Below are 24,048 nucleotides of genomic sequence, written 5' to 3'. Positions count from 1 at the left end.
GCGACGCGGCCACCCACCCGAATCGAGAACCGCTCAGCAGTAGCGGTAGGCCAGGTCAGGAAGTCTGAAGCCGACCGAGTGCAGGCAGTGCCAACACCAGTCGACCGACCGCCTCCGGTACAGCTTGTCCACGGGTACGGAATGTCCGCACTCCGCTTCGAAGAACTTCCGGTCCGCCTGCTCAAGCTGGTCCGCCCGGAAGGCGTGGCACATCCAGTCGTACTGGGACAGCCACCAGACGTGAGCTACCACCTCGGGTTCCACCGTCCCGGCGGTTTGCCCGTGGTCAGTTGGATTCGGGTCCGGCGAGCCCGCATCTCCGTCATGCTGTGGCCAAACAGCTCGCGGTCCAGGGCTTCCTGAAGACGCCGTCGCCATGCCCGCACCACCCTGCGGGCCAACGACATCAGCACCGTCATCAAGAGAATGCCGCCCAGCCCCAACAAAATGGTGACGACCAGTGCTGCTCCCGGATTCGTCGTCACCAGTTCTCGCATCGTCTGCCACCCACACCCCCGTGTAGCGCATTGATCTTGGCCACTTTGATCGGAGTGATTGGCACGGTTCCACACGGAACCCAGTTGGGTGGATTAACCCCGGAAGACTCCCAATCCCACGCGGCGTGGCCATAGCGTTGCACCACCCTGAAAGGAGGGGTCTATGGGCGATCGCCAACCAACCGTCGCAGCGCGTGAACTGGGCAAGGGGCTGCGCAAGCTGATGGAGCAGGCCAAGTTGGACGGCCGAGCCGCGGCACGGCGGTTGCAGTGGGACGAAAGCAAGGTGTCGCGGCTGCTCAGCGGCAAGGGCACGTTGAATCCCGAGGATGTGATCTTTTTCCTGGGTCTGTGCCAGGCACCGGCGACCGAGCGCGACCGGCTGATGCAGATCTGTTACGAGGCCAAGCGGCCCGGCTGGTGGATACAGGAGCTTCTCGGGCGCAGGGAGTCCCGGTCCTACACCTTCCTGGAGCACGAGGCCATAGCGACACGGTTGACGAACTGGCGGATCAACCTCGTGCCGGGCCTGCTACAGACTCCGGACTACATGCGGGCGATCTTCGCTACGGTACCGGGCGTTCCGGCTGAGGAAGTGGAGAGTTCGGTCACCACACGACTGGCTCGACAGGCGCTCTTTCGATCGCTGCATCGTCCGGAGTTCACCTTCCTGATGCACGAGCAGGTGCTCCGCCTGCCGATCGGCGGCATCGACGTGCTCCGCGACCAGTTGCATCACCTGCTCAGAATGTCGGTGCGCACGTACATCTCGCTGCGGGTCGTTCCCAGCACGGCAGGCGCTCATGCTGGCCTCGATAGCTCGTTCGTCTTCATGGAATTCAGCGAGATCAAGCCCGTGGTGTTCCTGGAGACGAGCACCGCCAACATGTTCGTCGAGGACAACGATCACATTCGCCGGTATCGGCAGGTGTTGGACAACCTTTCTCACGTTGCCCTCAGTGAGGAAGAATCCAGGGGGTTGATCGCCGCGATCGCGTCGAAGCTGGGCAACCCTGGAGAGGACTCACGTGATGACAACCCCGGTCTCCACCTGGCGTAAGAGTTCGCGTAGCAATTCGAACAAGAAGTACGACTGCGTCGAGGTTGCCCTCGGTGCAAACTGGGCCGGCTTGCGGGACAGCAAGCACCCCGAGGCAGGAAACATCCAGGTCAACACCGGTGCCTGGACGCAGTTCCTCACGGCGGCCAAGAGTGGTCGGTTCGATCTCGGCTGACCGTCTGCCCACCTGGGGACAGCAAACGGGGCTGGTAACGGGTGATCCGTCACCAGCCCCGAATCTCGTTGGTCTGTCAGGCGGTGCCGAGGAGTAAGCCGCCGCCGAACAGCAGGGCGGCGATGCTCACCACGCCGAAGAGGCCGACCCAGAGGATGCCCGGCGTCCGGGTCAGGCGGGCCAGCTGGTCGGCGTCGGAGTCCTTGGCCTGGCCGGTGCGGCGCTTGCGCTGCAACTCCCCCACCGGCCGGATGCCGCCGAACAGCAGGAACCACGCGACCAGGTAGCAGAACGCGGCCTGCACGCTCTGGTCGGCGTACCAGGAGACGAGGAAGAACACCGCGCCGGTCAGCACGATCGAGATCACGCCGAACACGTTGCGGATCACCACGAGCATGGCGACCAGCAGGCCGATGCTCAGCCACAGGGTCAACTCGGTGCGCTTGGCCGCGACCAGTGCGGCCAGGCCGAGTCCGACCAGGGATGGCGCGATGTAGCCGGCCAGCGAGGTGAACACCATGCCCGGGCCGGTTGGCCGGCCGACCGAAACCGTCACGCCCGAGGTGTCCGAGTGCAGCCGGATGCCGGCGAGCCGGCGTCCGGTCAGCAGGGCGACCAGGGCGTGGCCGGCCTCGTGCACGATGGTGATCACGTGCCGGGTGATCCGCCATGTGCGGCGCCAGCCAACGAGTAGCAGTGCGACCACGGCCGCGCCAATCGTCATTGCCGACCACGACTGGCCATCGCTCGCGGCCACCCATGACCACAGCTCGTCCAGGCTCTCCACCGGCCCTACCCGCTTTCCCATCGACGGCGTCCACTGACAGCGGTCAGGGCACCATCTTCCTGATGCGCCAGTTGATCGCGCGCACCGGCCCGGATGCCCACGGGTGGGCTCTCGGCGGTCCGCTCACCGCGGTGCCGGTGTGATCGCGCCCAGCGCGTCGGCCACCGCGTTCCTGACCTGCGCGTCGGTGGGGGTCGGGCGGTTCTGCTCGGCCGCGAGCTGGCTCAGCGAAGCCATCGTGACGTCGTGCAGGCCGCACACGGTGAACTGCTCGAACACGGTCATGTCCGGGTCGATGTTGAGCGCGAAGCCGTGACTGGTGATCCCGCCGCGAATCCGCATGCCGATCGAACCGATCTTGCGGTGGTCGGGCGTCCACACCCCGACCAGGCTGCTGGCGCCCTTGGGGGTCTCCCGGCGCACCGCGTCGAAGCCGAGTTCGGCCAACGCCTTGATCAGGCCGTTCTCCAACCACCGCACCACATCTCCCGGCCCGCGCTGGCGGATGTTCATCACCAGGTAGCCGATCAGCTGGCCGGGGCCGTGGTAGGTGGCGAAGCCGCCGCGATCGACCGGGAAGGTGGGGATGTGGTTGATCGCGGTGGCCTCGGTGGGCAGGTCGTCCAGTGGGGTGCGGTCACCGTAGGTGATCACCTGTGGATGGCTGAGCAGGTACAGGCGGTCCGGCACCTCGTCGGCGCGGCGTTGGACGACCCAGGCCGCCATGTCCTCAAGTGCCTGTGCGTAGGGGATTCTGCCCAGGTCGACTCGGTGCAGCGGGGGCAGGTCCGTGCCCGATCCACCGCCGTTGTCCCAGGTCTTTGCCACAACAAACGGTAACACCGAGGATCAGTCGAGTGCGTCGAGGTTGACGGCGTGGATGCGCCGTGACCGGTACATGATCCAGGCGATCGGCATCCACAGGAACGCGCCCAGGGCTGCGGCTCCGATCATCCCGCCACCCAGTACCTGCACCCATTCCACCAGGTCGCGCACGAACTGGTGCCGCTCGTCGATCCGCTCGTGCAGTGCGCCCGCGCCGAGAACCAGTGGAATGCCACAGACAACGCTCAGCGCCAGCATCGGGAGCGGCCCCGGCTGCCAGAACTGTCGACCTGGCAACAGCTGCGTGATGAGGAAGGACAGCAGGAGCAGCAGGGCGAATCCGTTGACCGGCAGGAGGAGGAGACCGAGCACGACGGGGATGTCCGCGTTGAGCAACCCCGGTGTCGGACTGAGCGCCATGACGGTGAGCGGGAGAACGGCGCCGATCAACCACGCCGCCCGGCCCCGCCGTGGGACCGCTGGGAAGTAGGCGAACTCCCAGAACAGTGCGTTGCCGTTCGGCGAGTAGCCGGGTGAGAGGGTGGTGCGCGTGGCGTTGCAGCGCAACGGGTAGAGCAGCCGCGCGCGCCGGCGCCAGTTGGTCGGGCCGGCGAGCATGTCGCGCATGACGCCTCGGGAGCGCGGCCGGCCGGCCGCCGTCCAACGCCCCGGGTCCTTGGTCGCCGTGCGCTGTCTCGCCGACACGCGCCGTTGCCCGCTGTTCCTCTTCGCCAACTCGCTGTCACCGCCCACTGTTCAGGTGCTGCCAGTGGGACGCCGCGCGGGCCGATCGGTTCCACCGCTGGGCCGGCCTGCTTCGCGCTGTGCCGGCCTGCTTCGCGCTGGGCCGGCCACCCCCGTGGGCTACTCCCGCCGGGCGGAAAAGTGACCGGCTCCGGCGCGCCAGTCGGATCAGCTGGCAGCCGTCGGGTAGTTCGCGCGGCCGGTGACGGCGGTCAGCGCCGCGCCGAGCGCGGCGGCCGGGTCGGCCGGCGTGGTCGTGGACCGCCAGGCGACGAACCCGTCCGGCCGCACCAGCAACGCGCCCGAGTCACCGATGCCCACGGACGCCGGCCACTGCCCGGTCGGGTCGGTGACCTCCCCGTCCTGGCTGGTCTGCCCGTCCTGGCTGGTCCCGTTGGCCGGGCCGGTGATCCGCACCGCCCGCAGGTCCAGACCGAGGTCCGCGCCAACCTTGCCGGCCGCCGCGCACCAGTCCGCACCGGCCGGGCCGGCCAGCACGGTGAACCGGGAGCCGATCAGGTCAAGGGTGGACACGTCTCCGCCGTCCGCGCCGCTCGGGCCGTTGCGCCGCAACCAGCGGTGCGGCAGGTGGCTGCCGGGTGCCCCGTCCAGGCTGGCCGCCAGGTCCTCGGTGGACGGCACCGGTGCCACCGGGCCGAACACCGCGTTCGAGCCGTGGTAGCGGTAGCCCATGGTGACCAGTGATGCGTTCCACGCGCCCACGGCCGCGCGCTCGGCGACCGCGCTCGGGTCCCAGTGCAGCCGGGGGTTCTCCCAGCGCAGCAGCGCCTGGCGGGTCACCAGTTCGGCGATGGCGTGGCGCTCCTGGTGGTAGCTGTCCAGCAGGGCGTCGCCGGCCTGACCGGCCAGCACCGCGGCCAGTTTCCACGCGAGGTTGTGCGCGTCGGCCAGGCCGGTGTTCAGCCCGAACGCGCCGAGCGGTGAGACGGCCCGTGCCGCGTCGCCGACCAGGAACGCCCTGCCGGACCGGAACTCGTCGGCCATCCGCACGGTGGCCCGCCACGGTAGCGCGCTGACGATCTCCACGGGCACGTCGTCCGCGCCGATCGCGGTGCGCACGGCTTCGGCGCAGCGCTGTTCGGTGAAGTCGGCGGCGCTCAGGCCGGCGTCGGCGGGCACGGTGACGTGCATGACCCAGCGCCGCTCGCCCACGGCCAGCAGCATGCCGGCCGCGTCCGGGTGGCTGATCTGGGTCATCAGCGGCATGGTGCCGAACCGGCCGTTCAGGTCAGCGTGGAACAGGATGTTGATCACGATGTTGCCGATCTCACCGGGTCCGGTGGTGCTGATGCCCAGCGACGTGCGGACGGCGCTGTTCAGCCCGTCGGCGCCGACCAGGTAGTCGGCGCGGATCACCCGCCCGTCGGACAGCGTCACGGACACGCCGTCGGCGTCCTGGTCCACCGCGTGCACCGCGACGCCGTACTCCACGGCGGCGCCGCGCTGCCGCGCCGCCGGTAACAGCACGGCGTCCAGGTGGTCCTGGGGGTAGTGGCCGCGAGCCAGCACCGGTGTCAGGGCGTCGGCCGGCCTCGGTCCCGGGCTGGGGGCCTTGCTCCGGTCGATCTCGGCGACGGTGCGCGCGTCCGCCTTCCAGAGCTGCGCGTTGCGCACGGCGGCGGTGTCCACCACGTCGGACAACCCGACCTCGCGGAACAGCTCCAGCGTGCGGGGGCTGAGGCCGAGCGCCCTCGGGTGGTTGGCCGGGGCTGGACGGCGCTCGACAACGAGTGCGGGCACGCCGTGGTGGCCGAGGAACACGGCGGTGGCCAGGCCGACCGTGCCGCCGCCGGCGATGAGGACCGGGATCTGGGACATGGCAACTCCTCAGGTGAACGAGTTGGGAACACTGTTCCCGCGATGGGCACACTGTACTCAATGGGTACACTGTTCCCATGTCGTCTCGGTCACAGCCCGAACCCCGGTCGCCCCGGGAGCCCGCACCCCTGCTGTGGATGCGCGAGCGAGAACGCCCCAGCCGTCCGGTGGTCACCGTGGCGAAGATCGTGCGCACCGCGATCCAGATCGCCGACGCCGAAGGCATCGACGCGCTGTCCATGCGCCGGATCGCCACCGAGATGGGATCGGGCACCACCTCGCTGTACCGGCACGTCACCAACAAGGACGAGCTGATCGACCTGATGGTGGAGGCGGTGCACGGCGAGCACCCACTGCCCGAGCCGGGCCAGCGGCACTGGCGGGCGGAGCTGGCCGACTGGGCCCGCCAGTCGCGCGCCACCATGCTGCGCCATCCCTGGCTGGTGCAGCAGGCGTCCCGGCGCACAGCACTCGGCCCGAACGTCATCGCCAAGTTCGACCACCTGCTCGGCGTGCTGGGCCGGGTGACCGAGGACGCCACCCTGGCCACCATGGCGTCGGAGGCGCTCAACGCCCACGTGCTGGGCGAGGTCACCGTGGAACTGGCCGACCTGGAGGCGCAGCGCCGCACCGGCATGACCGAAACCGAGTGGCAGGAGTCGATGGGCGCCTACGTGACGCAGGTGGTCGAGTCCGGACGCTACCCGCACTTCAACCGCAGGATTCTGGAGTCGGACAACCCCGACGCCGACCGGCGTTTCGAGTTCAGCCTGGAGTGTCTGCTCGCCGGAATCGAGGCGATGTTCCAGCGCGCCCGCTGACCCGGTTCGGTCCAGCAGGCGCTGCACGTCCACCGTGGACATTGGTGGGGCGGTTGGTGTTTCGTCGGCGCGGAACGGGGTTGTCGCCGACTAAACATCGTGTCGCGGACAAGCTTCGAGCTTTCACCGTTGGCCTCGTTGGGTTCGGTGCTCGGACGTACGCTCGGGGCATGGCAGTGGCGGATCAACCAGGCCAGTCCGCAGCCAGCTCGACGACCGGCTCCGCGGCCAACGAGGCAGCGGTGCAGCAGCTGTGCGGACTGGTGTCCGAACTCGCATGGCGGCTTGACGAGCACGTCCGGGGCAGCGTGGTGGGCATGGACCTGACCGCGCCACAGGCGGTCGCGCTGCGCGAACTGGACCAGCCGCTCACCATGCGCGAACTGGCCGCGCGGATGTGCTGCGAACCGCCGAACGTGACCTACGTGATCGACCGGTTGGAGCGCCAGGGGCTGGTGGAGCGGCGCCCGCACCCGCGCGACCGCCGCGCCAAGCAGCTCGTGCTCACCTCGGCCGGTTCGGCCACCCGGGACCGGCTGCTCAAGCGGCTCGTGCACCGGTCACCACTGGACCACCTGACCGACGCCGAGCGCGCCAACCTGCACGGGCTGCTGCTGCGCGCGGTGGACCGTCCCGCCGGTCGGCTGCAGAACTCCGGCAGCACCGAAGTCTGACCGGAGTGGACAGTCCTCATCGGACAGCCGGGACCCCTGGCAGGTCGATCAGTCCGGCGAGGCTCGCCCGGTGGTGGTCGGCGCTGCCCAGGGCGATGGCGTCGGCCTTGGCGCGCTTGAGGTACAGGTGCGCGGGGTGCTCCCAGGTGAAGCCGACCCCGCCGTGCAGCTGCACCATCTCCTCGGTGGCCAGCACGGCCAGCTCCGACACGAAGCTCTGCGCCACCGCGACCGCCACGCCCGCGTCCGGATCGCCGTCGGCCACCGTGCCCACCGCGTACCTGGCCACCGCCCTGGCCTGGGTGATCCCCACCCACAGGTCAGCCAGCCGGTGCTTGAGCGCCTGGAACGAGCCGACCGGCCGGCCGAACTGGTGCCTGGTCCTGAGGTAGTCCACCGTGGTCGCCAACGCCTGCTCGGCGAGCCCGAGCTGTTCGGAGGCCAGCAGCGCCGCACCCGTGTGCAGTGCGCCGCGCAGCGCGTCCCGCGCGGCCGTCCCGCTGGCCAGCAGCCGCCCGGGGGCGGCCCGCAGCGTGACATCGGCCAGCCGCCTGGTGAGGTCCAAAGAGGACACCCCGGTCAGCGTGACCCCCTCGGCCGCCCGGTCCACCGCGTACAGTGCCGGCCCGGCCTCGCCCAGCGCGGGCACCAGCAGCACATCGGCGGGCAGGACGTCGGCGACGCTGGTCACCGCGCCGGTGAGCACCTCGCCCGGCTCGACCCGCACGCCACCGGGGAAGGCGGCATCGGGCGCGGTGGACAGCGGCACGGCCAAGGCGGCCGTGCGGGTACCGCTGGCGAGGTCACCGACCAGGGCGGAATCGCCCACGGCCAGCAGTGCGACCGTGCTCAGCACGGCACTGCCCAGGAACGGCACCGGGGCGACCGCCCGGCCCAGCTCCTCGGCCACCACGGCCACCTCACGCCAGGACGCGCCGGCCCCGCCCTCGGCTTCCGGCACCGCCAGGCCGGCCACGCCCACCTCGGCGGCCAGCCGGCGCCACAGTCCCACGTCGTAGGGTTCGTCGGTTTCCACCCTGGCCAGCACGGTCGGCCACGCGCAGTGGTCGGCGAGCAGGGCGCGGACACTGGCCCGCAGCTCGTCCTCCACCTCGCTGTAGAGCAGGTCCGGGCCGGCGGTGTGGGTGTGGTCGTGAGCGGTTGACGGTGCGGTACTCACTTCGGCAGGTCCTTCCACGGCACGTCCTCGACTCCACCCGACAACAGCTCGGCAGCGACAACACCGACCCGCGCCACGGCGCTCACTTCGGCAGGTCCTTCCACGGCACGTCCTTGTCGATGCGTGGCTCGGTCGGTAGCCCGAGCACCCGCTCGGCGATGATGTTGCGCAGGATCTCCGAGGTGCCGCCCTCGATGGAGTTGCCCTTCGCCCGCAGGTAGCGGAATCCGGGCGAGCCGCCGAGCATGTCCACCTGGGTGGGTCGGCGCATGGTCCAGTCCGGGTAGCGCAGTGCCTGCTCACCGAGGAGGTCGAGTTCGAAACCGGAGATCTGCTGGTTGAGCCGGGCGAAGGCGAACTTGGCCGCCGATCCCTCCGGACCGGGCTGGCCGGCGGCGAGCCGCTGCCGCAACCACTCCTTGGTCAGCCGGGCCGCCTCCGCGTCCACCCACAGCCGCAGCAGCCGCTCGTGCAGGCCGGGGGTGCGCAGTTCGGGGTGTTCCCGCCAGGTGCGCGCGGCCAGCCCGATGATGCCCGCCTCGCGGGGCTCGGCCATGCCGCCGATGGACACCCGCTCGTTCATCAGCGTGGTCTGGGCGACCCGCCAGCCCTCGCCGACCGCGCCGAGCCGCTGGCTGTCCGGCACCCGCACGCCGTCCAGGAAGACCTCGTTGAACTCGGCCTCGCCGGTGAGCTGGCGCAGCGGCCGGACCTGCACACCCGGCGCGGTCATGTCCAGGACGAAGTAGGTGATGCCCTGGTGCTTGGGCACGTCCGGGTCGGTGCGGGCGACCAGGATGGCCCAGCGGGCCTCGTGGGCCATGGAGGTCCACACCTTCTGCCCGGTCACCACCCAGTCGTCGCCGTCGCGCACCGCCCTGGTGCCCAGCGCGGCCAGGTCCGAACCGGCCCCCGGTTCGCTGAACAGCTGGCACCACACCTCCTCGCCTGTCCACAGTGGACGAAGGAAGCGGGCCTGCTGCTCACTCGTGCCGTAGCGGAGGATGGTCGGCGCGGCCATGCCCAACCCGATGCCGATGCGGCGCGGGTTGTTGTCGGGCGCGCCGGCCGCGGCCAGTTCGGCGTCCACCACCTCCTGCGACACCCTGGGCAGGCCGAGCCCGCCGAGGCCGACCGGGAAGTGCACCCAGGCCAGCCCGGCGTCGAACCGGGCGCGCAGGAACTCCACCCGCTCGGTGGTCGCCGGATCGTGGGTGGCCAGCAGGTCGCGCACCCGCTGCCTGAGTTCGTCCGCGCTCGGTGGCGGAGCCTGGTGTGCCTCGGTGCTCACGACGACCTCCCTGTCGACCTGGCCGATCCCGCACGGGTGCTGGGTTGTTCGGGGATATCAGTCCAGCGGGCCGCCGGCCACGTAGATGACCTGACCGGACACGAACGAGGCCTCGTCGCTGACCAGGAAGGCGATGGTGTTGGCCACGTCCTCGGGCTGGCCGACCCGCTGCACCGGGATGCCCTTGGCGGCCGCCGCCTTGAAGTCATCGAAGTCCACGCCCAGCCGGGCGGCCGTGGCCGCGGTCATCTCGGTCTCGATGAACCCGGGCGCGACCGCGTTGACCGTCACGCCGAACTTGCCCAGCTCGATGGCCAGGGTCTTGGTGAAGCCCTGCATGCCGGCCTTGGCCGCCGCGTAGTTGGCCTGTCCCCGGTTGCCCAGCGCGGAACTGCTTGACAGGTTGACGATCCGGCCCCAGCCCTGGTCGACCTGGTACTTCTGCACGGCCCGGCTGGCCAGGAAGGCACCCCGCAGGTGCACGTTCAACACCGTGTCCCAGTCATCGGAAGACATCTTGAACAGCAGGTTGTCCCTGGTCACGCCGGCGTTGTTGACCAGGACCACGGGCGGACCGAGCCGTTCGGCCACGGTGTCGACCGCGGCGTTGACCTGCTGCTCGTCGCTGACGTCAGCGGCCACCGCCAGAGCCGTGCCCCCGTCGGCGACGATCGCCTCGGCAGTGCCCGACGCGCTCTGCTCGTCCAGGTCGAGCACGGCCACCGCGAACCCGTCCCTGGCGAGCCGGCGAGCCGTGGCCGCCCCGATCCCCCGGGCGGCTCCGGTCACCACGGCGACCCGGTTCAGGCTCTGCGACATCCTTGTCCTCCTTGGTCGGTCTCCGGCGTTCCCGATCCGGCCAGCCCACCGTAACGGGACGAGCCAGTGCCGTAAAAGGCTGCTACTGGCGACGATGGTGGGTGATCACCCGCCTTGTCAATCACCAGCGCGCCCGGCACAACCAGGACGGCGAACTTCTGTGCGGGGCAACTGATTCCTTGATCGGTCTCCCGCCCTGTGGAAGAACGGGTGGCATGCAGACCTTCACCTCACCCGCCGAACTGACCGCCGCCGTGGGCCGCGAACTCGGCCACAGCCAGTGGCACCGCATCGACCAGGACCAGGTCAACACCTTCGCCGACGCCACCGGCGACCACCAGTGGATCCACGTCGACGTCGAACGGGCCAAGGCCGGGCCGTTCAAGCAGACCATCGCGCACGGCTACCTCACGCTGTCCCTGCTGCCGGTCCTGGTCAGCGAGGTCTACCAGGTCAGCGGGGTGCGGATGGGCGTCAACTACGGCCTGAACAAGGTGCGCTTCCCCGCCCCGGTGCCGGTGGGCACGCGCGTCCGCGCCTCGGTCACCCTGCAGGACGTGCACGAGGTCGAGGGCGGTGTGCAGGTGGTCGGTCGGGTGACCATCGAGGCCGAGGGCGTGGCCAAGCCGGTCTGCGTGGCCGAGGCGGTCTCCCGGCTGTACTTCTGAGCCGGACCGCGTTCAGGACCCGACCGGCAGTTGCGCTGCGGGTTCGTCGCTGCCGACGGACACGATGACGAACTCCCCCGGGCCGCGCGCTTCGGATGCGCGTCGAACCCGCTCGGCCAGTTCGGGCGGCCACCGCGTGGCCACCGACCACCGCGCCCCGGCCAGTTGGGCGGTGTCCAGCGCGCGCACGCCCGTCAGGTTCGCCCCGCGCAGGTTCGCCCTGGTCAGGTCCGCGCCGGCCAGATCGGCCCCGGTCAGGTCCGCGTCGGTCAGGTCGGCCCCGGTCAGGTTCGCCGCGCCGAGGTCCGCCCTGGTCAGGTTCGCGCGCACCAGCACCGCCCCGAACGCGCTGGCCCGGCTGAGCGTGGCGGACGACAGGTCGGCGGCGACGAGATAGGCCCCGGACAGGTACGCGTCGGCCAACACCGCCCTGGTGAGAATGGCGCTGGCGAGGTTGACGTAGGACAGGTTGGCCGCGGACAGGTCCGCCTCGCTCAGCCGGGCGGCGAACAGCTTCGCGCCGGCGAGGTTGGCGGCCGCGAGGCCGGCGTGCGACAGGTCAGCCCGGGACAGGTCCGACCCGGCCAGGTGTGCCTGGCGCAGGTCAGCCGAGGACAGGTCAGCGCCGAACAGCGCCGCGAAGAAGAAGACCCGGCCCGCCAGGCTCGCCCCCCGCAGGTTCGCGCCTTCGAGGTTGACGTCGAGCACGTCGGCGTCGTCCAGCGACTCCCCGTCGTCCTGGTCAGCGCTGTTCTCGCCCCAGCCGGGGGCGGCCGGACCGGCGGCGGCCGGCTGTCCGGGCTGGACCACCGGCCCCGCCATGAGCGGCCCCTGGAACACCGGAACGGGGGCGGCCGCGACCGCGCCCCTGGCCGGACGGTCAGCCGACGCCCGCAGCGGGGTCACCGGTTCCGGCTGCCTGGCCAGGGCCGCGGTCAGGGCGCGCCACCCGGTGGTGCGGCACCGGCCGGGCTCGGCAAAGGGCGGGCTCTGCCTGGCGAGAGCGGCCACCAGGCGACCCGCGAAGCTGTCACGACGCATGGTCACCACCCGTGGCGGCCATGCGGGAATCCGCGCCGGCAGCGGGCTCAACCGGCATTGGCGGTTCTGCCGGCGCGGCCGGCGGCTGACCGGTCGGTGGGGTTTCCGGTGGTGGGGTCGGGTTCAGCGGGATCTGCCTGGCCAGTTGTTCGACCAGCAGCGGGGCGGCGATGCCGACCGCCAGCGCGCCGAACGGGCCGCTGACCTGATCGCTCAGGCCCGCCGCCGTGGCCAGCCCCGACCCGATGCCCAGCCGGATGATCACCGAGATCAACAGCGGCAGCGGACCGATCCCGTTGTCGTTCTGCCAGGGCCATCCCTTGTTTCGTCGAATCGCGGTACTGAATTCCAGCCCCTCGACGGCAAAGCCGCCGAACAATCCCCAGGCTGCGTATTCCAGCCCTGTCATATCACCGACGGTAGCGACGAATGTGCTTCGCGCGCAGCCGTTCGCCGGTTTTCGTTACCGAAAACGGCGCAGCGGTGTGCGGCGAGCTGGTCAGTGCGCTGGTTCGGCGGGATCACCGAAGACCTTGCCCGGGTTGAAGATGCCCAGCGGGTCCAGGGCGTTCTTGACCGCGTGGTGCATGGCCACCACCGCCGGGTCGAGTTCCCGGTGCAGGCCGCGCCGCTTGAGCAGGCCCACCCCGTGCTCGCCGGTGACCGTGCCGCCCATCGCGATCGCGTCGTCCACGATGGACTCGAAGGCCCGCTGGGCGCGCAGCCGCGCGGCGTCGTCACCGACCGGCGTGATGATCAGCGGGTGCAGGTTGCCGTCGCCGGCGTGGGCGATGTTGGCGATGTGCACGTCGTGTTCCCTGGCCGTGGCGTCGATCTTGGCCAGCATGTCGGCCACCCGGGCGCGTGGCACGCACACGTCCTCGGTGAGCACCGGGCCGAGGCGTTCCAGCGCGGGGTAGGCCAGCCGCCGCGCCGAGAACAGCGCCTCGGCCTCGACCGGGTCGGTGGACCGCGCGCTCCAGGTGGCACCACCGGCCTCGAAGCAGCGCAGCATGGCCTCGGCCTCCTGCTCACCGGCCTCGCCCGGCAGGTCGGAGCGGCCGAGCAGCAGCACGTCGGCCTCGTCGCTGAGGCCCATGTTCTTCCACTGGTCGACCGCGGTCAGGCAGTGTCGGTCGATCAGCTCCAGCGCCGAGGGCACGATGCCCGCCTCGGTGACCGCGGCCACGGCCCGGCCGGCGGCGGGCAGCGAGTCGAAGTAACCGACCACGGTGTGCTCGGCGCCCTGGCGGGCCGGCCGCAGCCGCAGGGTGATCTCGGTGATCACGCCCAGCGTGCCCTCGGAGCCCACCAGCAGGCCGCACAGGTCGTAGCCGGCCACGCCCTTGGCGGTGCGCCGACCGAGCCGGACCACCTCGCCGCGCCCCATCACCACCTGCAGACCGAGCACGTAGTCGCGGGTCACGCCGTACTTGACGCAGCACAGCCCACCCGCGTTGGTGGCCACGTTGCCGCCGAGGCTGGACCAGGGCGCGCTCGCCGGGTCCGGCGGGTACCACAGGCCGTGTTCGGCGGCGGCCTTGCGCAGGTCCTCGTTGATCACCCCGGGCTGCACCACGGCCAGGTGCTCCTGCGGGTTGATCTCCACGATGGCGTTCATCGCCTCGGTGCTCAGCACCACGCTGCCGGCCAGCGCGTTGGCGCCGCCGGACAGCCCGGTGCCGGAACCGCGCGGCACGATCGGGGTGCCGAACTCGGCGCAGCGGGCCACCACCGCGCGCACCTGCTCCACCGTGGTGGGCCGGACCAGTGCGGCGGGCAGCTCGTAGGGCGCCCACTCCGCGTCGTCGTGCGCGTACCGCTCGATCACGTCCGGGTCGGTCACCACGACCCCGGCCGGCAGGTCGGCCAGCAGGGCTCGCACGGTCTGGTTGTCCGTCACGGCCCCAGGTTAGTTCACCCGAACGGGTCAGTGTCAGCGCGCTCCGACCCACCCGCCTCCCCCGAGGCGACCGGCCGCGCCACGCCCGACCACCTGGTGCGGGTCACGCGCGAGGACTGCCCCGGCCGCACCACCAACGGCTGACCACTCCCCCGGAACCGGCGAATGATCGGCGCGCCGCGCGTGTCCTGGCCGGGTGGGCGCCGTCTCGCGGTCCACAGTGGATCACCTCGCAACCGAGCACCGCACTGGGAAAGGACCGGATGGCCACCATGTTGTCCAGGATGCTCCGGCTGATCGCCGTCGTCGCCATGCTGATCACCGTGCCCGCGCCCGGTCAGGCCGCCGCGAGCGGTGAACAGCCCCGGGGGGTGTTCACGTTCGGCAAGCTGGCCGAGATCGTCACCGCCACCGTCCAGTACGACCACCCGGACGCCGTGTGGACCCGGGCGTGGGCGGACACGCCGGCCGGCGCCGTCGACTCGGTCGGGTCCTGGCACTTCGCCTACCGGGCCCAGGTGGGCGGCGAGCCGGCCACGATCCGGGCGGAGGCCAACCTGGACGGCCTGATCGGGCTGCTGAAGGTGGTGCGCGAACCCGCGGCCGGTGACGCGGCACTGGCGTTGCCGGTCGTCATGGAGCCGGGCGTGGCCGACGCCCTGCTCACCGACGCCGGCTACCGGGCGCCCTACCGCGCGGTGGTGCTGCGGCGTCCAGCCGGTTTCGTCGTCGACGACCCGTGGTACGTCTTCGAGTTCGGGGACGGCGAGCAGGTCGGCGTTGACACGTGGACCGGCGAGGTCCGGTCGATCGGGTGAGCGGTTCAGGACGCGGCCGCGCCCGTGCCGGGTCACGCCCCTGCCCGGCGTGATCTCGACGGCCGATTCCCGCCAGCGAACGTCCGGTGTGGACTCCCACACTTCCAGGTGTGAACACCCAGTCCCCGGCACACCGGGCCATCGAGCCCGGCATCCTGTACTTCGGTACGCCGGTCGTGCTCATCTCCAGCGAGAACGAGGACGGCACGGCGAACCTGGCTCCGATCTCCTCGGTGTTCTGGCTCGGTTGGCGGGCCGTGCTCGGCATCTCCGCGAAGTCGCACACCACCCAAAACCTGCTGCGCACCGGCGAAGGCGTGCTCAACCTGCCCTCGGACGCGCTGGCCCCGGCGGTGGACCGGCTCGCGCTGACCACCGGTTCCGACCCGGTGCCGCCGGGCAAGCTGCGACGCGGCTACTTCCACGTCGCCGACAAGTTCGGTCGCGCCGGGCTGACCCCGGTGCCCTCGGAGACGGTGACGCCGCCTCGGGTGGCCGAGTGCCCGGTGGCGATGGAGGTCGTGGTCGAGGCCGTGCACCCGATCGCGGAGGATGACGAGAGCCAGCGCGGCGGGATCGTCGCGGTCGAGGTCCGCGTGCAGCGGGTGTTCGTGCACGAGGACGTGCGGCTGGCCGGCACCGAGGACCACATCGACCCGGACGCCTGGCGCCCGCTGATCATGAGCTTCCAGAAGTTCTACGGGCTCGGCCCGCAGGTGCACCCCTCGACGCTGGCCCGGATCCCCGAACACCTCTACCGCGGCCCGGACATCGACCGCGCCCGCACTGTCCCCGCCAGGAACCGCGACGACGGCCCCTCGGTTCAGGACGCGGCCACGTCCGAGTCGGACACCAGCCGCTCGGCCGCGCGCCGCCAGGCGTCGGGGTCGCCGGTGGGCTCGTAGCGGGGCAGCGCGTGGGTGCGGCGGACCAGCTCGCGCAACTGGTCCAGGCCACCGCGCAGCACCCCGGCCGCCCTGGCCTGGACCAGGACGTTGCCGATGGCGGTGGCCTCCACCGGGCCGGCCAGCACGGGCAGGCCGCACGCGTCGGCGGTGAGCTGGCAGAGCAGTTCGTTGCGCGCGCCGCCGCCCACCAGGTGCACCACGCTGATCTTCCGGCCGGACAGCCGCTGGGCGTCGCGCAGCGCCCGCTGGTAGGCCAGGGCCAGGCTGTCCAGCACGCAGCGGACCACCTCGGCCGGCTGCTCGGGGACGGGCTGGCCGGTGCGCCGGCACACCTCGGCGATGCGGGCGGGCATGTCGCCGGGCGGCAGGAACACCGCGTCGTCGGGGTCGATCACGCTGCGCAGCCCGGGCACCTCGGCCGCCGCCCTGGTCACCTCGGCCAGGTCCACCGGCCGACCGGCCAGCCGCCAGGTGCGCAGCGACTCCTGCACCAGCCACAGGCCCATCACGTTGCGCAGGTAGCGGATGGTGTTGTCCACGCCGCGCTCGTTGGTGAAGTTGGCCAGCCGGCTCGGTTCGCTGAGCACCGGCTCGGGCAGTTCCACCCCCACCAGTGACCAGGTCCCGCAGGAGATGTAACCGAAGTCCGCGCCGTCGGCGGGCACGCCCACCACGGCGGAGGCGGTGTCGTGCGAGCCGACCGCGGTGACCGGGGTACCGGCGGCCAGACCGGTCTGCTCGCCGACCCGGTCGGTCACCTCGCCGGCCGCGTCACCGGGGTCGCGCAGCGGCCCGAACAGCGCCGGGTCGATGTCGAACCGGCGCATCAGCTGGTGCGCCCACTGTCCGGTGTGGACGTCGAGGAGCTGGGTGGTGGACGCGTTGGTGCGCTCCACCCCCAGCACCCCGGTCAGCCAGTAGGACAGCAGGTCCGGGATGGGCAGCAGGTGGCGGGCCCGGCCCAGGTGCGGCCCGTCCTGCTCGGCCACCAGCTGGATCAGCGTGTTGATGGGCAACAGCTGCAACCCGGTCGCCTGGTACAGCTCCGGGCCGGCAACCCGGTCCAGCACCCGCTCCAGCACGCCGTCGGTGCGCGCGTCGCGGTAGCAGACCGGGTTGCCCAGCAGCGTTCCCGACTCGTCGAGCAGCCCGTAGTCCACCGCCCAGGTGTCAATGCCGATGCTGGCCACCGGGCCGGCGGCGCGCAGGCCCTCCAGCACGCCCCGGTACAGCCCCAGCACGTCCCAGTGCAGCGTGCCGCGCACCGGCACCGGACCGTTGGGGAACCGGTGCGCCTCGGTCAGCTCCAGCCGGTCCGGGCCGACCCGGCCGAGCACCACCCGGCCGCTGGACGCGCCCAGGTCCACCGCGGCGACCGCGATCGACGAGTCCACTCCGTGTCTCTCCGTTCAACTCGTTGCGGGTGGCACGGCCTCACAGCAGGCCGCGGCGCGCGGCCCAGACGATCGCCTGCACCGGCGCGCGCACGCCCAGCTGGTCGCAGATGGCCCGGGTGCGCCGCCGGACCGTGCGCGAGGACAGCTGCAGGCGGCGGGCCACCGAGTCCACCGGCAGGCCGTCGGCCAGCAGGGACAACAGCCGCACCTCCTGCTCATCAAGGATCTGGCGCTCATCGACGGTCGTAGTCACCTCGGACCTCCCGATTCGGAGTTCGGATGTCTCCTTGGTCGTTCAGGGCAGCGATCGCCTTGCCGCGCGTCCTCCCACGCGCCTGTTGCTCGCCGACAACCCCGGTCAGCCCGCGGCACCGGTCAGCGCAGGAACGCCGCGGCCACCCCGGCGTCGACCGGGATGTGCAGGCCGGTGGTGTGGGACAACTCGCCCGCGGTGAGCACGAACACCGCGGCGGCCACGTGCTCGGGCAGCACCTCGCGCTTCAACAGGGTCCGGCCCGCGTAGTACTCGCCGAGCTTCTCCTCGGGCACCCCGTACACGGCCGCGCGCTGCGCGCCCCAGCCGCCGGCGAAGATGCCGGAGCCGCGCACCACACCGTCCGGGTTGACGCCGTTGACCCGGATGCCGTGCTCGCCCAGTTCGGCGGCGAGCAGCCGCACCTGGTGGGCCTGGTCGGCCTTGGCCGCGCCGTAGGCGACGTTGTTGGGGCCGGCGAACACGCCGTTCTTGCTGGCGATGTAGACGATGTCACCGCCCATGCCCTGGGCGATGAGCACCCGCGCGGCCTGCCGGGACACCAGGAACGAGCCGCGCGGCATCACCCGGTGCTGGAGGTCCCAGTCGTGGTCGGTGGTCTCCACCAGCGGCTTGGAAATGGACAGCCCGGCGTTGTTGACCACCAGGTCCACCCCGCCGAAGGCCAGGCACGCCTGGTCGAACGCGTCGGCCACGGCCTGGGTCTCGCCCACGTCGACGCGGACCGCGACCGCGGCGTCGGCCGGGTGCAGCGCCTTCGCGCTCTCGGCGATCTCCTTGGCCACCTGTTCGGCCCTGGCCAGGTCCAGGTCGGCCACGACAACGCAGGCGCCCTCGGCGGCCAGCCGCAGTGCGGTGGCCCTGCCGATGCCCGAGCCCGCGCCGGTGACCAGGGCCACCCGGGTGGCCAGCGGCTTGGGCTTGGGCCGCCGGCGCAGCTTGGCCTCCTCCAGCTCCCAGTACTCGATGCGGAACTTCTCCCGCTCCTCGATCGGCTGGTAGGACGACAGCGCCTCGGCGCCGCGCATCACGTTGATGGCGTTGACGTAGAACTCGGCCGCCACCCGGGCGGTCTGCTTGTCCGCGCCGAAGGTGAACATGCCCACGCCGGGCACCAGCACCACGGCCGGGTCGGCGCCGCGCATGGGCGGCGAGTCCGGGGTGGCGTAGCGCTCGTAGTAGGCGCGGTAGTCCTCGCGGTAGGCGGCGTGCAGCTCGCGCAGCCGCGCCACCACCTCGTCCAGCGGCGCGCTGGCCGGCAGGTCCAGCACCATCGGCCGCACCTTGGTGCGCAGGAAGTGGTCCGGGCAGGAGGTGCCCAGCGCGGCCAGCGCCGGCATCTTCTGCCTGGCCACGAAGTCCAGCACGACCTCGGCGTCGGTGTAGTGGCCGACCTGCGGCCGGTCCGTGCTGGCCAGGCCGCGCAGCACCGGGGCAAGCGCGGCGGCCCTGGCGCGGCGCTCCGCCTCGGGCAGCGGCTGCCAGTCGGCCACCAGCGGCCCGAACGGCTCGGCAGTGCCCCGGCTGTCGATGAACTCCTGGGCGGTGCGGATGATCTCCAGCGAGTTGGCCTGGCACTCCTCGGCCGTGTCGCCCCAGGCGGTGATGCCGTGGCCGCCGAGCACCACACCGATCGCGTTCGGGTTGGCCCGCTTGATCTCGGCGATGTCCAGCCCCAGCTGGAAACCGGGCCGCCGCCACGGCACCCAGGCCACCCGGTCGCCAAAGCACTGCCTGGTCAGTTCCTCGCCGCCGGCGGCGGTGGCCAGCGCGATGCCGGCGTCCGGGTGCAGGTGGTCGACGTGGGCGGCGTCGACCAGGCCGTGCATGGCCGTGTCGATCGACGGCGCGGCACCGCCCTTGCCGTGCGCGCAGAAGTCGAACGCGGCGACCATCTCGTCCTCGCGCTCCACGCCCGGGTACACCTCGACCAGGGCGCGCAGCCGGTCAAGGCGCAGCACCGCGAGGCCCGCCTCGGTGAGCGTGCCCAGGTCGCCCCCGGAACCCTTGACCCACATCAGGTCGACCGGACCGCCGGTCACCGGGTCGGTCGCGGTGGCCTTGGCCGAGGCGTTGCCGCCGGCGTAGTTGGTGTTGCGGGGATCGGAACCCAGCGCGTGGCAGCGGTCGAGCAGCTTCACGACCTCTGGATGGGTGCTCATGTCTCGCCTTCGGTGTCGCTCGCGGTGTTCTCGGTGCGGATCACCTGGCGCAGCCAGGTGAGAGCTTGGTCGGTGCAGTTCACCTGGCGAAGCCAGGTGAGAGCTTGGTCGGTGCGGATCACCTGGCGCAGCCAGGTGAGAGCTTGGTGTCACCGAGAGAGAGAACCAGGTCTGGTGTGGATTGTCTACAGTGGAGAGAGCAGGTCAGGCGCCCCAGCCCATGGCCGAGCCACCGACGCGTTCGGCCTCGATGCGCTGCTGGTAGCCGGAGCGGTGGTAGGCGGCGATCGGGTCGGGGTCCAGTCCGGCGTCGGCGCGCAGCTCGGCCAGCAGCGGCCGGACATCGGTGTTGAAGGCGTCCATCAGCACCGCGTGCGCGCCGAGCACGTCGCCGTCGCGCTGCGCCGTCCGCAGCGCGTCCCGGTCCACCAGCAGTGCCTTGGCCGTGGCCTCCTGCACGTTGAGCACCGACCGGATCATCGCCGGGATCTTGGGCTCCAGGTTGTGGCACTGGTCGAGCATGAACGCCACGTTCGCCTCGGCGGCCAGCGCGTCGGCCGCGACGATCTCGTTGAGGATGCGGAACAGCTGGAACGGGTCGGCCGCGCCCACCATCAGGTCGTCGTCGGCGTAGTTGCGGCTGTTGAAGTGGAAGCCGCCGAGCTTGCCCTCGCGCAGCAGGGTCGCCACGATGAACTCGATGTTGGTGCCCGGCGCGTGGTGCCCGGTGTCCACCAGCACCTGGGCCTGCTCGCCCAGCCGCAGACAGTGGGCGAACGAGGTGCCCCAGTCGGGCACGTCCATGCTGTAGAAGTGCGGCTCGAAGAACTTGTACTCCAACAGCAGCCGCATGCTGGCCGGCATGCGGTCGTATGCCTCGCGCAGCGCGTCGTGCAGCCGGTCCTGGCGGCCGGTGATGCTGTCCTGGCCGGCGTAGTTGGTGCCGTCCGGCACCCACACCGAGAGCACGTCCGAGCCGGTGAGCTGACCGATCTCGATGCACTCCAGCAGGTGGTCGGTGGCCTTGCGGCGCACGCTCGGGTCCGGGTGGCACAGGCTGCCCAGCCGGTAGTCGTCCTCCTGGAACAGGTTGGGGTTGATCGCACCGATGCGGATGCCCCGGTCGGTGGCGTAGCGGGCCAGCGCGGCGTAGTCGTCGACCTGGTCCCACGGGATGTGGATGGCCACGCTGGGCGCCACCCCGGTCAGCTGGTGCACGGTGGCCGCGTCGTCGATCTTCTCGTACGGCGTGCGAGGTATGCCGGCCTGGGCGAACACCTTGAACCTCGTGCCCGAGTTCCCGTACGCCCACGAGGGCGTCTCGATGTGTTGCGCGCGCAGCGCCTGGAACACCTGGGTGCGGCGTGCGGGATCGAGCTGGGTCATGTTCCTCTCCTCGTGCTCGGACCGGCCCGGCGGCGGGGCGGTCCACCGACGACCCGGCGGGCGGGTCCTTAGTCCAGGTGGAAGACCTCGGGCAGCGGGCGCATGCGCTCGTCCGGCCGCGCCGGCCCGAGATCGGCGAAGTACTCGGCCATCTGGGCCTGCCAGCGCGCGTTCACCTCGGTGCGCTCCATGGCCGCCAGGCACTGGTCGAAGTCCTCGCACTCCAGGTAGCCGATGAGGGTGCCGTCCTCGCGGAGGAACAGCGAGTAGTTGTGCCACCCGGCGGCGCGCAGCGCCTCCCGCATCTCCGGCCACACCGCGCGGTGGCGTTCCCGGTACTCCTCGATCCGGTCCGGCCGCACCTGCAACGTGAAGCACACCCGCTGGACCACGCGCGCCTCCTGCCACCTCGTCCGGCCGACCAGCCGGTGCTCCATGTCTGTCCTGAGTAGACCAGAATTGTCCTGAGTGGACTAGAAGTCGAACTGGTCGATGTTGTCCCTGGTGAACACCGTGGGCGGACCCAGCACGACCTCGCCGTGCTCCCCCACGGTGTACTCGCCCATCTCACCCGCGGTGAACTTCTCCCCGCTGGCGCCGGTGATCTGCCCGGAGGCCAGCGCGGCCGCGGCGTAGGTGGCCAGGTAGCCGAGCTTGTTGGGGTCCCACAGGGCGAACGAGGTGACCGTGCCGTCCTGGACGAACTTGCGCAGCTGGTTGGGCGTGCCCAGACCGGTCAGCGCCACCTTGCCCTTGTACTCGGATGAGCTGAGGTAGCGGGCGGCCGCGGCCAGGCCGACGGTGGTCGGCGAGATGATCCCCCTGAGGTTGGGGTGGGCCTGCAGCAGTCCCTGGGTCTTCTGGAACGAGGTCTGGTCGTCGTCGTTGCCGTAGGCGGTCTCGACCAGCTTCAGCCCGGCGTACTCGGGCTTGGCCAGCTCGGTCTTCATCACCTCGATCCAGGCGTTCTGGTTGGTGGCGTTGGGAGTCGCCGACAGGATGGCGAACTCGCCCTGCCCGCCGAGCTGCTCGGACAGCAGCTTCACCTGACCGACCGCGATGTCCTGAGTGGACGCCTGGTTGACGAACACGTCCCTGGCGTCGGTGGCCGCGTCGGAGTCGAAGGTGACCACCTTCATGCCCTGCGAGCGGGCCGTTCTCAGCGCCGGGGCCACCGCGTTGACGTCGTTGGCCGCCAGCACCAGCGCGTCCTGCCGCTGTTGCGCGGCGGTGTTGATGTAGGTGACCTGCGAGGCGGCACTGGCGTCCGACGGGCCGGTGGCCTTGAACTGCCAGCCGAACGCCTGCGCCGCCTGCTCCCCACCGTGCTGCGCGGTGGTGAAGTAGGGGTTGTTGACCTGCTTGGGCAGGAAGGTGATCTTCAGGTCCTTCTTCAGCTCGGCGTTGGGGTTGGCCGAGGCCGTGGTGTTGTCGGCGTTCCGCGCGCCCGCCGAGCTGTCCCGGGTGGTGCCACCGCAGGCGCTGAGCACCACGGCACCGGACAACAGCAGGGCAAGGCCCGCGACGATGCGTCGTACTGGCCGTGCGGTCATCGGGAAGTCCCTTCTCGGCTTTCCACTGGGGTGGCTCGTTGGGTGGCACCGGTCGGTTTCACGGCGGCTCGGTTTCACGGCGGCTCGGTCTCACGGCGGGCCTGCCGCCGAGGTGGCCGCCCGTCTGCCTGCCCGCCGGCCGAGCCGGCTGTTGTCGACTCGCCGGCCGAGCCGGCTGTTGTCGACTCGCCGGCCGAGCCGGCGGCCAACCGCCGGAACCAGCACGCTGACCAGCAACAGCAGCCCGGTCACCACGGTGAGGACCTCGGTGGACACGTCGTCCAGGATCAACAGGTTGCGCAGCGAGCCCAGCAGCAGCACGCCCGCGACCACCCCGCCCAGCGTGCCGCGACCGCCGAAGATGGACACCCCGCCGAGCAGCACCGCGGCCACCACGGCCAACTCCAGCCCGGTCCCGTTGTCCGCCCTGGCACTGGAGAAGCGGAACGTGTAGACGATGCCGGCGAGCGCGGCCACCGCGCCGGTCAGCACGAACAGCACCAGCTTGGTCCGCTTGACCCGCACCCCGGAGAACCGCGCGGCCTCCTCGTTGGCGCCGACCGCGAACACCGCCCTGCCGAACGAGCTGGCGTGCAGCAGCACCGCGAACACCACGGCCAGCACCGCGAACAGCAGGATCGGGTACGGCAGGTTGGTTCCGGGCACCGGCGTGGTGCCGAACTGGGTGTAGCTGGCCGGGAAGTCAGCCACGGCCGTGTCGCCCAGCACCACCAGGGCCAGGCCGCGGAACAGCGCCATGGTGCCGATGGTCACCGCCAGCGAGGGCAGGCCGAGCCGGGTGACCAGCAGGCCGTTGAGCGCGCCGCAGGCCGCGCCGACCAGGACCACCACCGGCAGGATGGTCTCCAGCGGCCAGCCCGCGGTCCACAGCCAGCCGATCAGCGCGCTGGACAGCCCGAGCACCGAGGCCACCGACAGGTCGATCTCGGCGGCGGCGATGACCAGTGTCAGCGGCAGCGCGATCAGGGCGATCTCGGCGATGTCCAACCCGAGGTAGAACAGGTTGCCACCGGACAGGAAGGTGCCGTCGGTGCGGACCGAGCCGACCACTGCCACCGCGACGAGCAACACCACCAGCGCGGTCTCCCAGCGCAGCACGGCGCGAATCCGGTCAGCCACGGCCCCTCCCGCCCGTCAGCGCGGTCTCCCACCACAGCGCCAGCACGCGAACGCGGTCAGCCACCGTCGCCCCTCCTGCCCACCAG

Annotated in this window: 27 protein-coding genes; 7 read left to right on the top strand and 20 right to left on the bottom strand. The window is 71.2% G+C overall.

Translation table 11 applies throughout. The annotated features are described in order from the left end of the window. Window positions 1–33 precede the first annotated feature (33 nt). Together LX83_RS05420 and LX83_RS05415 are read right to left on the bottom strand one after the other, a co-directional pair. On the bottom strand, window positions 34–252 hold the full coding sequence (locus LX83_RS05420; RefSeq protein ID WP_253767683.1) for a hypothetical protein: 219 nt from the start codon (window positions 250–252) through the stop codon (window positions 34–36). Further along, window positions 246–497 (bottom strand): hypothetical protein, encoded by a 252-nt coding sequence (locus tag LX83_RS05415; RefSeq protein ID WP_253767681.1) that lies wholly within the window; start codon window positions 495–497, stop codon window positions 246–248. The genes LX83_RS05420 and LX83_RS05415 overlap by 7 nt, the downstream gene beginning before the upstream one ends. A gap of 163 nt (window positions 498–660) precedes the next feature. On the opposite strand from LX83_RS05415, the gene LX83_RS05410 reads away from it, so the two are divergent. Both LX83_RS05410 and LX83_RS05405 read left to right on the top strand, forming a co-directional pair. Further along, the gene (locus LX83_RS05410; protein WP_253767679.1) at window positions 661–1,557 is read left to right on the top strand and encodes a helix-turn-helix domain-containing protein; all 897 of its coding nucleotides are present in this window, start codon (window positions 661–663) and stop codon (window positions 1,555–1,557) included. Then, window positions 1,529–1,732 (top strand): DUF397 domain-containing protein, encoded by a 204-nt coding sequence (locus LX83_RS05405; RefSeq protein ID WP_253767677.1) that lies wholly within the window; start codon window positions 1,529–1,531, stop codon window positions 1,730–1,732. Before LX83_RS05410 ends, LX83_RS05405 begins: the two co-directional genes overlap by 29 nt. A gap of 76 nt (window positions 1,733–1,808) precedes the next feature. Here the strand turns inward: LX83_RS05405 and LX83_RS05400 are convergent, their stop codons facing one another. The 4 genes from LX83_RS05400 to LX83_RS05385 form a co-directional block, all read right to left on the bottom strand. Next, the gene (locus LX83_RS05400; protein ID WP_407649489.1) at window positions 1,809–2,540 is read right to left on the bottom strand and encodes a M50 family metallopeptidase; all 732 of its coding nucleotides are present in this window, start codon (window positions 2,538–2,540) and stop codon (window positions 1,809–1,811) included. A 102-nt stretch (window positions 2,541–2,642) separates the two neighbouring features. After that, window positions 2,643–3,347 carry a lipoyl(octanoyl) transferase LipB gene (gene lipB, locus LX83_RS05395; protein ID WP_253767675.1) on the bottom strand — a complete coding sequence of 235 codons (705 nt, stop codon included), beginning with the start codon at window positions 3,345–3,347 and terminating at the stop codon, window positions 2,643–2,645. 21 nt (window positions 3,348–3,368) lie between these two features. Then, window positions 3,369–3,962 (bottom strand): hypothetical protein, encoded by a 594-nt coding sequence (locus LX83_RS05390; protein WP_253767673.1) that lies wholly within the window; start codon window positions 3,960–3,962, stop codon window positions 3,369–3,371. Window positions 3,963–4,256: 294 nt separating this feature from the next. Continuing rightward, the gene (locus tag LX83_RS05385; protein WP_253767671.1) at window positions 4,257–5,927 is read right to left on the bottom strand and encodes an FAD-dependent monooxygenase; all 1,671 of its coding nucleotides are present in this window, start codon (window positions 5,925–5,927) and stop codon (window positions 4,257–4,259) included. A gap of 77 nt (window positions 5,928–6,004) precedes the next feature. Here LX83_RS05385 and LX83_RS05380 point away from each other — a divergent pair, with 77 nt between their 5' ends. Then, the gene (locus tag LX83_RS05380) at window positions 6,005–6,748 is read left to right on the top strand and encodes a TetR/AcrR family transcriptional regulator (RefSeq protein ID WP_253767669.1); all 744 of its coding nucleotides are present in this window, start codon (window positions 6,005–6,007) and stop codon (window positions 6,746–6,748) included. A gap of 170 nt (window positions 6,749–6,918) precedes the next feature. Continuing rightward, on the top strand, window positions 6,919–7,422 hold the full coding sequence (locus LX83_RS05375; RefSeq protein WP_253767666.1) for a MarR family winged helix-turn-helix transcriptional regulator: 504 nt from the start codon (window positions 6,919–6,921) through the stop codon (window positions 7,420–7,422). A gap of 16 nt (window positions 7,423–7,438) precedes the next feature. Here LX83_RS05375 and LX83_RS05370 read toward each other — a convergent pair whose 3' ends face one another. From LX83_RS05370 to fabG, 3 genes are all read right to left on the bottom strand, one after another. Further along, window positions 7,439–8,602 carry an acyl-CoA dehydrogenase family protein gene (locus LX83_RS05370; RefSeq protein WP_253767664.1) on the bottom strand — a complete coding sequence of 388 codons (1,164 nt, stop codon included), beginning with the start codon at window positions 8,600–8,602 and terminating at the stop codon, window positions 7,439–7,441. 82 nt (window positions 8,603–8,684) lie between these two features. After that, complete coding sequence (locus tag LX83_RS05365; protein ID WP_407649490.1) at window positions 8,685–9,836, bottom strand: acyl-CoA dehydrogenase family protein; 1,152 nt, start codon at window positions 9,834–9,836, stop codon at window positions 8,685–8,687. A 114-nt stretch (window positions 9,837–9,950) separates the two neighbouring features. Continuing rightward, a complete protein-coding gene (gene fabG, locus LX83_RS05360) occupies window positions 9,951–10,712 on the bottom strand; it encodes a 3-oxoacyl-ACP reductase FabG (protein WP_253767660.1) in 762 nt (253 codons plus the stop codon). 215 nt (window positions 10,713–10,927) lie between these two features. Between fabG and LX83_RS05355 the strand changes: the two genes are divergently transcribed. Beyond that, complete coding sequence (locus LX83_RS05355) at window positions 10,928–11,380, top strand: MaoC family dehydratase (protein WP_253767658.1); 453 nt, start codon at window positions 10,928–10,930, stop codon at window positions 11,378–11,380. Window positions 11,381–11,392: 12 nt separating this feature from the next. Here the strand turns inward: LX83_RS05355 and LX83_RS05350 are convergent, their stop codons facing one another. From LX83_RS05350 to LX83_RS05340, 3 genes are all read right to left on the bottom strand, one after another. Further along, window positions 11,393–12,421 (bottom strand): pentapeptide repeat-containing protein, encoded by a 1,029-nt coding sequence (locus LX83_RS05350; protein ID WP_253767656.1) that lies wholly within the window; start codon window positions 12,419–12,421, stop codon window positions 11,393–11,395. After that, a complete protein-coding gene (locus LX83_RS05345; protein ID WP_253767654.1) occupies window positions 12,411–12,830 on the bottom strand; it encodes a hypothetical protein in 420 nt (139 codons plus the stop codon). The genes LX83_RS05350 and LX83_RS05345 overlap by 11 nt, the downstream gene beginning before the upstream one ends. A gap of 90 nt (window positions 12,831–12,920) precedes the next feature. After that, on the bottom strand, window positions 12,921–14,324 hold the full coding sequence (locus tag LX83_RS05340; protein ID WP_253767652.1) for an FAD-binding oxidoreductase: 1,404 nt from the start codon (window positions 14,322–14,324) through the stop codon (window positions 12,921–12,923). A gap of 263 nt (window positions 14,325–14,587) precedes the next feature. Between LX83_RS05340 and LX83_RS05335 the strand changes: the two genes are divergently transcribed. Together LX83_RS05335 and LX83_RS05330 are read left to right on the top strand one after the other, a co-directional pair. Then, window positions 14,588–15,142 carry a hypothetical protein gene (locus LX83_RS05335; protein WP_253767650.1) on the top strand — a complete coding sequence of 185 codons (555 nt, stop codon included), beginning with the start codon at window positions 14,588–14,590 and terminating at the stop codon, window positions 15,140–15,142. A 110-nt stretch (window positions 15,143–15,252) separates the two neighbouring features. Continuing rightward, entirely contained in the window at window positions 15,253–16,047 is a 795-nt protein-coding gene (locus LX83_RS05330; protein ID WP_253767648.1) for a flavin reductase family protein, read from the top strand. Here the strand turns inward: LX83_RS05330 and LX83_RS05325 are convergent. From LX83_RS05325 to LX83_RS05295, 8 genes are all read right to left on the bottom strand, one after another. Next, complete coding sequence (locus tag LX83_RS05325) at window positions 15,966–17,444, bottom strand: rhamnulokinase (protein ID WP_253767646.1); 1,479 nt, start codon at window positions 17,442–17,444, stop codon at window positions 15,966–15,968. The two genes, LX83_RS05330 and LX83_RS05325, sit on opposite strands and share 82 nt — an antisense overlap. 40 nt (window positions 17,445–17,484) lie before the next feature. Next, on the bottom strand, window positions 17,485–17,700 hold the full coding sequence (locus LX83_RS05320; protein WP_253767644.1) for a LuxR C-terminal-related transcriptional regulator: 216 nt from the start codon (window positions 17,698–17,700) through the stop codon (window positions 17,485–17,487). A 122-nt stretch (window positions 17,701–17,822) separates the two neighbouring features. Continuing rightward, on the bottom strand, window positions 17,823–19,883 hold the full coding sequence (locus LX83_RS05315) for a bifunctional aldolase/short-chain dehydrogenase (RefSeq protein ID WP_253767642.1): 2,061 nt from the start codon (window positions 19,881–19,883) through the stop codon (window positions 17,823–17,825). Further along, the gene (locus LX83_RS37675) at window positions 19,880–20,005 is read right to left on the bottom strand and encodes a hypothetical protein (RefSeq protein WP_301327631.1); all 126 of its coding nucleotides are present in this window, start codon (window positions 20,003–20,005) and stop codon (window positions 19,880–19,882) included. Before LX83_RS37675 ends, LX83_RS05315 begins: the two co-directional genes overlap by 4 nt. 82 nt (window positions 20,006–20,087) lie before the next feature. After that, window positions 20,088–21,269: an L-rhamnose isomerase gene (gene rhaI / locus LX83_RS05310; protein WP_253767640.1), complete on the bottom strand. Its 1,182-nt coding sequence runs from the start codon at window positions 21,267–21,269 to the stop codon at window positions 20,088–20,090. Between the two features lie 68 nt (window positions 21,270–21,337). Further along, window positions 21,338–21,706 carry an L-rhamnose mutarotase gene (locus LX83_RS05305; protein ID WP_253767639.1) on the bottom strand — a complete coding sequence of 123 codons (369 nt, stop codon included), beginning with the start codon at window positions 21,704–21,706 and terminating at the stop codon, window positions 21,338–21,340. 36 nt (window positions 21,707–21,742) lie between these two features. Further along, the gene (gene rhaS, locus LX83_RS05300; protein ID WP_253767636.1) at window positions 21,743–22,822 is read right to left on the bottom strand and encodes a rhamnose ABC transporter substrate-binding protein; all 1,080 of its coding nucleotides are present in this window, start codon (window positions 22,820–22,822) and stop codon (window positions 21,743–21,745) included. 90 nt (window positions 22,823–22,912) lie between these two features. Beyond that, window positions 22,913–23,962, bottom strand: a complete 1,050-nt coding sequence (locus LX83_RS05295) for an ABC transporter permease (RefSeq protein ID WP_253767633.1) — start codon at window positions 23,960–23,962, stop codon at window positions 22,913–22,915. Window positions 23,963–24,048 lie beyond the last annotated feature (86 nt).

The organism is Goodfellowiella coeruleoviolacea, from assembly GCF_024171785.1.
Lineage (GTDB): Bacteria > Actinomycetota > Actinomycetes > Mycobacteriales > Pseudonocardiaceae > Goodfellowiella > Goodfellowiella coeruleoviolacea.
Note: the sequence above shows the minus strand (reverse complement) of the source record. Positions and strands in the feature narration are given on the sequence as shown.

Bases quoted from the DNA above. Each gene is read 5' to 3' on its own strand.
- LX83_RS05375 (WP_253767666.1), top strand. From the start codon at position 6,919: ATGGCAGTGGCGGATCAACCAGGCCAGTCCGCAGCCAGCTCGACGACC.
- LX83_RS05355 (WP_253767658.1), top strand. From the start codon at position 10,928: ATGCAGACCTTCACCTCACCCGCCGAACTGACCGCCGCCGTGGGCCGC.
- LX83_RS05305 (WP_253767639.1), bottom strand. From the start codon at position 21,706: ATGGAGCACCGGCTGGTCGGCCGGACGAGGTGGCAGGAGGCGCGCGTG.
- LX83_RS05350 (WP_253767656.1), bottom strand. From the start codon at position 12,421: ATGCGTCGTGACAGCTTCGCGGGTCGCCTGGTGGCCGCTCTCGCCAGG.
- LX83_RS05335 (WP_253767650.1), top strand. From the start codon at position 14,588: ATGGCCACCATGTTGTCCAGGATGCTCCGGCTGATCGCCGTCGTCGCC.
- LX83_RS05345 (WP_253767654.1), bottom strand. From the start codon at position 12,830: ATGACAGGGCTGGAATACGCAGCCTGGGGATTGTTCGGCGGCTTTGCC.
- LX83_RS05410 (WP_253767679.1), top strand. From the start codon at position 661: ATGGGCGATCGCCAACCAACCGTCGCAGCGCGTGAACTGGGCAAGGGG.
- LX83_RS05405 (WP_253767677.1), top strand. From the start codon at position 1,529: ATGACAACCCCGGTCTCCACCTGGCGTAAGAGTTCGCGTAGCAATTCG.
- LX83_RS05400 (WP_407649489.1), bottom strand. From the start codon at position 2,540: ATGGGAAAGCGGGTAGGGCCGGTGGAGAGCCTGGACGAGCTGTGGTCA.
- fabG (WP_253767660.1), bottom strand. From the start codon at position 10,712: ATGTCGCAGAGCCTGAACCGGGTCGCCGTGGTGACCGGAGCCGCCCGG.
- LX83_RS05385 (WP_253767671.1), bottom strand. From the start codon at position 5,927: ATGTCCCAGATCCCGGTCCTCATCGCCGGCGGCGGCACGGTCGGCCTG.
- rhaS (WP_253767636.1), bottom strand. From the start codon at position 22,822: ATGACCGCACGGCCAGTACGACGCATCGTCGCGGGCCTTGCCCTGCTG.
- LX83_RS05390 (WP_253767673.1), bottom strand. From the start codon at position 3,962: ATGCTCGCCGGCCCGACCAACTGGCGCCGGCGCGCGCGGCTGCTCTAC.
- rhaI (WP_253767640.1), bottom strand. From the start codon at position 21,269: ATGACCCAGCTCGATCCCGCACGCCGCACCCAGGTGTTCCAGGCGCTG.
- LX83_RS05415 (WP_253767681.1), bottom strand. From the start codon at position 497: ATGCGAGAACTGGTGACGACGAATCCGGGAGCAGCACTGGTCGTCACC.
- LX83_RS05380 (WP_253767669.1), top strand. From the start codon at position 6,005: ATGTCGTCTCGGTCACAGCCCGAACCCCGGTCGCCCCGGGAGCCCGCA.
- LX83_RS05315 (WP_253767642.1), bottom strand. From the start codon at position 19,883: ATGAGCACCCATCCAGAGGTCGTGAAGCTGCTCGACCGCTGCCACGCG.